Source organism: Kitasatospora sp. NPDC059146, assembly GCF_042786665.1.
Lineage (GTDB): Bacteria > Actinomycetota > Actinomycetes > Streptomycetales > Streptomycetaceae > Kitasatospora.
The window spans coordinates 1-5,480 of sequence record NZ_JBHZCY010000240.1; the positions used below are offsets into that span (position 1 = coordinate 1).

The 5,480-nt window shown below is 72.2% G+C and carries 5 protein-coding genes; 3 read left to right on the forward strand and 2 right to left on the reverse strand.

Features of this window, described 5'->3' with window-relative positions:
- Window positions 1-186 precede the first annotated feature (186 nt).
- Window positions 187-1,371 carry a quinolinate synthase NadA gene (gene nadA, locus ACFXPX_RS43390; RefSeq protein ID WP_380522738.1) on the reverse strand — a complete coding sequence of 395 codons (1,185 nt, stop codon included), beginning with the start codon at window positions 1,369-1,371 and terminating at the stop codon, window positions 187-189.
- Between the two features lie 441 nt (window positions 1,372-1,812).
- Between nadA and ACFXPX_RS43395 the strand changes: the two genes are divergently transcribed.
- The gene (locus tag ACFXPX_RS43395; protein ID WP_270147404.1) at window positions 1,813-2,277 is read left to right on the forward strand and encodes an Lrp/AsnC family transcriptional regulator; all 465 of its coding nucleotides are present in this window, start codon (window positions 1,813-1,815) and stop codon (window positions 2,275-2,277) included.
- Window positions 2,278-2,471: 194 nt separating this feature from the next.
- Window positions 2,472-3,839: a pyridoxal phosphate-dependent decarboxylase family protein gene (locus ACFXPX_RS43400; RefSeq protein ID WP_375892560.1), complete on the forward strand. Its 1,368-nt coding sequence runs from the start codon at window positions 2,472-2,474 to the stop codon at window positions 3,837-3,839.
- A 75-nt stretch (window positions 3,840-3,914) separates the two neighbouring features.
- Here ACFXPX_RS43400 and ACFXPX_RS43405 read toward each other — a convergent pair whose 3' ends face one another.
- Window positions 3,915-4,778, reverse strand: coding sequence for a GNAT family N-acetyltransferase (locus tag ACFXPX_RS43405; protein WP_375892558.1), 864 nt, complete (start codon window positions 4,776-4,778; stop codon window positions 3,915-3,917).
- Window positions 4,779-5,022: 244 nt separating this feature from the next.
- Between ACFXPX_RS43405 and ACFXPX_RS43410 the strand changes: the two genes are divergently transcribed.
- Window positions 5,023-5,376, forward strand: a complete 354-nt coding sequence (locus tag ACFXPX_RS43410) for an iron-sulfur cluster assembly accessory protein (protein WP_375892557.1) — start codon at window positions 5,023-5,025, stop codon at window positions 5,374-5,376.
- The last annotated feature ends 104 nt before the right edge of the window (window positions 5,377-5,480 follow it).

Below are 5,480 nucleotides of genomic sequence, written 5' to 3' on the forward strand. Positions count from 1 at the left end.
GGCTCCTTCCTCTCGGCACCGGCGCGCCCCTTCGGCTCGGGGCGGGTGCTCGCCCGCTCGCCTCCGGGGCGCTCCGACCCGGTGCCGACGGTCGTCGCTCCGATGCCCCTCGTTCCTCGGGGCCTCCTCGCTCCTTCCTCTCGGCACCGGCGCGCCCCTTCGGCTCGGGGCGGGGCCCGCTCGCCGCTACGGCAGGGCCAGCATCCGGTCCAGTGCGGCCTTGGCGTACTTCTCGGTCTCCGGGTCCACCGTGATCACGTTCGGCACCCGGCCCTCGACCAGCGACTCCAGCGCCCAGACCAGGTGCGGCAGGTCGATCCGGTTCATGGTCGAGCAGAAGCAGACCGCGCGGTCCAGGAAGACGACCTCCTTGTCCGGGTGCGCCTTGGCCAGGCGGCGGACCAGGTTCAGCTCGGTGCCGATGGCCCACTTGGAGCCGGGCTCGGCCGCGTCCAGGGCCTTGATGATGTACTCGGTCGAGCCCACCATGTCGGCGGCGTCGACCACCTCGTGCTTGCACTCGGGGTGCACCAGGACGGTCACGCCGGGGATCCGCTCGCGGACGTCGTTCACCGAGTCCAGGCTGAACCGGCCGTGCACCGAGCAGTGGCCGCGCCAGAGGATCATCTTGGCGTTCCGCAGCTGCTCGGTGGTCAGGCCGCCGTTGGGCTTGTGCGGGTTGTACAGGACGCAGTCGTCCAGCGACATGCCCAGGTCCCGCACCGCGGTGTTGCGGCCGAGGTGCTGGTCGGGCAGGAAGAGCACCTTCTGGCCCTGTTCGAAGGCCCACTCCAGCGCCCGCTGGGCGTTGGAGGAGGTGCAGATGGTGCCGCCGTGCTTGCCGGTGAAGGCCTTGATGTCGGCGGAGGAGTTCATGTACGAGACCGGGACGGTCACGTCGGCTATGCCGGCGTCGGTCAGGACGTCCCAGCACTCGGCGACCTGCTCGGCGGTGGCCATGTCGGCCATCGAGCAGCCGGCCGCGAGGTCCGGCAGCACGACCTGCTGGCGGTCGCCGGTGAGGATGTCGGCGGACTCGGCCATGAAGTGCACGCCGCAGAAGACGATGTACTCGGCCTCCGGGCGGGCCGCGGCGTCGCGGGCGAGCTTGAAGGAGTCGCCGGTGACGTCGGCGAACTCGATCACCTCGTCGCGCTGGTAGTGGTGGCCGAGGATGAAGACGCGGTCTCCCAGTGCGGCCTTGGCCGCCCGGGCGCGCTCGACGAGGTTCGGGTCCGAGGCCGGCGGGAGGTCGCCGGGGCACTCGACGCCGCGCTCGCTGTTCGGGTCGGCCTCTCGGCCGAGCAGCAGCAGAGCGAGCGGCGTCGGAGTGGGGTCGACGCCGTGGGTCTCGGTGATGGTGGTGGTCACGGGCGGGTGCCCTTCTGTGCGGCCGAACGAGCGGTGGGGCCTTTTCGTCTATCTGACACTATCTATTCTAACCGGTTAGCGTCAGAGTGACGATGGCCATCCTGTCGATGTGACGAGAACCGCTCGCCGGATCGGATGCTTCCTGCCGTGGCCGAATCGATATTTCGAAGCCCCGGGCACGGCTGGGCCATGAACACGAAGACGTCCCGGGGGCGGCCCGCGATGAAGGGCCTCCGGTCGACGGCGGGCACGGCGATCGACGCCCGCCGGGTGGACCGATGGCCTTCTCCCGGTCATCCGCGCGCGATGAACTCGTTCAGGTCATCCGCCAGAATGGGTGGCGAACCGTTTCGGCAGTGGCGCCGGCGGGTGCGACCGCACCGCCCGCCGCCCGGGACGCTCCCCCCGCCCCCACCGCACGACCCGTGGAGCCCCGCACCGATGACCAGCAGCCGAGCGCACGAGGTGATCGGGGCGGACCTGGACGAGACCGACCGGCAGCTCCTCGCCCGCCTCGGCAGCGACGGCCGGGCGTCCTACGCCGAGATCGGTCTCCAGGTGAACCTCTCCGCCACCGCCGTGCGCCGCCGGATCGACCGGCTCCGGGCGCGCGGCGTGGTGCGGGGCTTCACCGTGGTGCTCGACCCGGCCGTGCTCGGCTGGCAGACCGAGGCCTTCGTCGAGGTCTACTGCCGCGAGCGGACCGCCCCCGAGGAGATCCTCGCCAGCCTGCGCCAGTTCCCCGAGGTGGTCGCCGCCTGGACGGTCACCGGCGACCCGGACGCCCTGGTGCACCTGCGGGCCGCCGACATGCGCCATCTGGAGGCCGTCATCGAGCGCATCCGGCGCGAGCCCGGCGTGCAGCGCAGCCGCTCCTCGGTGGTCCTCTCCCAGCTGATCGGCTGATCTCCCGGCCCGGCGCCCGGGGTACGCAGGAAATCTGCGCGGACCTGCCCGAAGACGCCCGAAAGCTGCCTGACCAGCCGCGTTCCGACGCGCGGGGAAGCGCTTCCGCTGCCTACGCTGATCACGTCCGGTCAGCGCGGTGAGGCGTCCCGCCGACCGGATCCCCCCGACACCCACAGCCGAGAGGGACAGCCGTGTCCGCAGCACCCGACCGCATGCACCGGCCCGACAACGAACTGGTCGACCTGGTTTTCGACTACATGCGGGAGCGGCTGCAGTACGACCCCGTCCCGCTCGACCACCCCGGTGACGGCGAGCACCTGCGCACCCAGCTGGCCGGCCTGCTCAACCAGGACGGCAACAACCCGGCCGACGTGCTCAAGCTGTACGACCACGAGCTGTCCCGCGCGGTCATCTCCGCCGACAGCCCCCGCTACCTGTCCTTCATCCCGTGCGCCCCGACCAAGGCCGCGCTGCTGTTCGACATGGTCGTCTCCTGCGCCTCGCTGCAGGGCATCTCCTGGCTGGAGGCGGCGGGCGCCATCGCCGCCGAGAACCAGGTGCTGCGCCTGATCGCCGACCGGGCCGGGATGCCCGCCTCGGCCGGCGGCTGCTTCGTCTCCGGCGGCTCCGCGGGCAACCTGTCCGCCCTGGTGGTCGCCCGTGACACCGCCCGCCGCAGGCTCGGCGTCGGTCCGGAGGCCCGGCTGCGGATAGCCGTCGCCGACCAGGTGCACTCCTCGGTCAAGAACACCTTCAACATCATCGGCGTCGAGGCCTTCAAGGTCCCGACCGTGAACCGGCGCTTCACCGGCGAGGCGCTGCGCGCCGCCCTGGCCGCCGACCCGAACCCGGAGACGGTGATCGCCGTCGTCGGCACCGCCGGCACCACCAACGAGGGCATCGTCGACGACCTGGCCGGCCTGGCCGAGGTCGCCCGCGAGCGCGACCTGTGGTTCCACGTGGACGGCGCCTACGGCGGCGCCGGCCTGTTCGCCCCGTCGGTGCGCGAGCGCTACAACGGCATCGAGCACGCCGACTCCTTCGTGGTCGACCCGCACAAGTGGCTGTTCGCCCCCTTCGACTGCGCCGCGCTGATCTACCGCAACCCGCAGCTCGCCCGCGCCGTGCACACCCAGGACGCCTCCTACCTGGACGTCCTGCACACCGACGGCGACGAGTGGAACCCCACCGATTACGCCTACCACCTGACCCGGCGCGCCCGCGGCCTGCCGCTCTGGTTCTCGCTGGCCGTCCACGGCGTCCAGGCGTACACCGACGCCATCGAGACCGGCCTCCAGCTGGCGCGGGACACCGCCCAGCTGATCCGCGACGCCGAGCACCTGGAGCTGCTGTTCGACCCGCAGCTCTCCGCGGTCTGCTTCAAGCGCAAGGGCTGGACCAACGACGACTACTACCGCTGGTCGCAGCAGCTGCTGGCGGACCAGATCGGCTTCGTCACCCCGACCGGCTGGGACGGCGAGACGGTCGCCCGCTTCGCCTTCCTCCACCCGGGCACCACCATGGAGATGGTCCGGGAGATCCTGGACACCATGGCCTGATCCGGGCCCCGTCCTCCCGTTCGTCCGTACGGCCCCACCGGCCCGCCCGGTGGGGCCGTACGCGTCCCCGCCGGGCTACAGGAAGGCCCCGCTGGGCAGGTACGGCGTCGGCGGCCGCATCCCGCGCACCCCGACGAAGCCGCCGGTCTCCGGCGTCAGCCCGACCTCCAGCCCGACGTCCAGCGCCCACTCCTGCTCGGCGGTCAGGTACTCCACCCGGGCCTCGGTCCCGTCCGGCACCCGGGCCAGCGCCTCGCGCAGCAGCCGGGCCGCGATCCGCTTGCTGGTGGCCGCCAGCAGCCGCACCGTGCCGCCGTCCCGGTAGCAGTAGCCGCTGCCGGCCAGTGCGTCGGCGACCAGCAGCTCCTCGAAGTGGCCGAGCATCAGCTCGTGGTCCGGGCCGTGCGCGGACCCGCGCAGCCGCCGGTCCACCGAGTCCAGCAGGTGCAGGTGGGTGGTGTTGCCGCGGTGCACCGGGATGTCGCCGGGGTCGATCAGCCCGTCCCGGTCCACCCGCCCGGTCAGCCGCATCGCCGGGTGCAGGGTGAAGCCGGCCAGCCGGTAGCGGCGGGCCGCCGCGGGGGAGTCGGAGGCGCAGACCATCCCGCGCAGGCAGCCCCGGGCGTGCGCCAGGGCCCGTTCGAACAGCAGCCGCCCGACCCCCCGGTCCCGGGCGGACGGCCGGACGGCGAACAGCGAGGGCATCCACAGGCCCTCGCGGCGCATCGACAGCACCACCCCGACCGCCTGCCCGCCGCTCTCCGCCAGCCAGCAGCCGCCGGGGTCGGTGCGCGCCAGGTGTCTGGTCCGGGCGAGCTGCAGCGGCGTCGGTCGCGGTGGCCGGGCGGGGTCGTCGGACGGTCCGGCGAACGCGGCGAGGGACACCTCCTGGACGACCTCCGCGTCCGCTGCGGTGTCCCTGACCTGGCGAAGGATCATGCCGCCATCCTGGCGTCCGACGGGCGGCCGTGGGGCCCGTTCGCCCGGATCCGTGACGCGGGCGGTGCCCGCTCCGCCCCGGTTGTGCGAGCATGGGGAGCGTAGAGGCCCGGGTGACGCGCCCGGCCCACGGAGAACCAGCCGTCGAACAGGCCGTAGAAATCCCCCTCCGTCCGGGAAATGAATCCGGGCGGTCGGTGGTTGGCACTGGCGGCAGACCGTCGTCAAGACCGGGAGAAAGCAGATGACCGTCCAGGACGAGACCACCGTCGAGAGTGGCATCCTCCTCACCGATGCCGCCGCGGCCAAGGTCAAGGCCCTGCTGGAGCAGGAAGGCCGCGAGGACCTCGCGCTGCGCGTCGCCGTCCAGCCCGGTGGCTGCTCCGGCCTGCGTTACCAGCTGTTCTTCGACGAGCGCTCGCTCGACGGCGACGTGCTCAAGGACTTCGGTGGCGTCAAGGTCGTCACCGACCGCATGAGCGCCCCGTACCTGGGTGGCGCCACCGTCGACTTCGTCGACACCATCGAGAAGCAGGGCTTCACGATCGACAACCCGAACGCCACCGGCTCCTGCGCCTGCGGCGACTCGTTCAGCTGAGCCTGAGCCTGTACGTACACGAAGCGGCGGTTCCCTGCTCGCGGGGGAACCGCCGCGTCGTGTTTCGTGAGGGGGTCAGGTCTGCGGCGCCGGCTCCTGTCCCC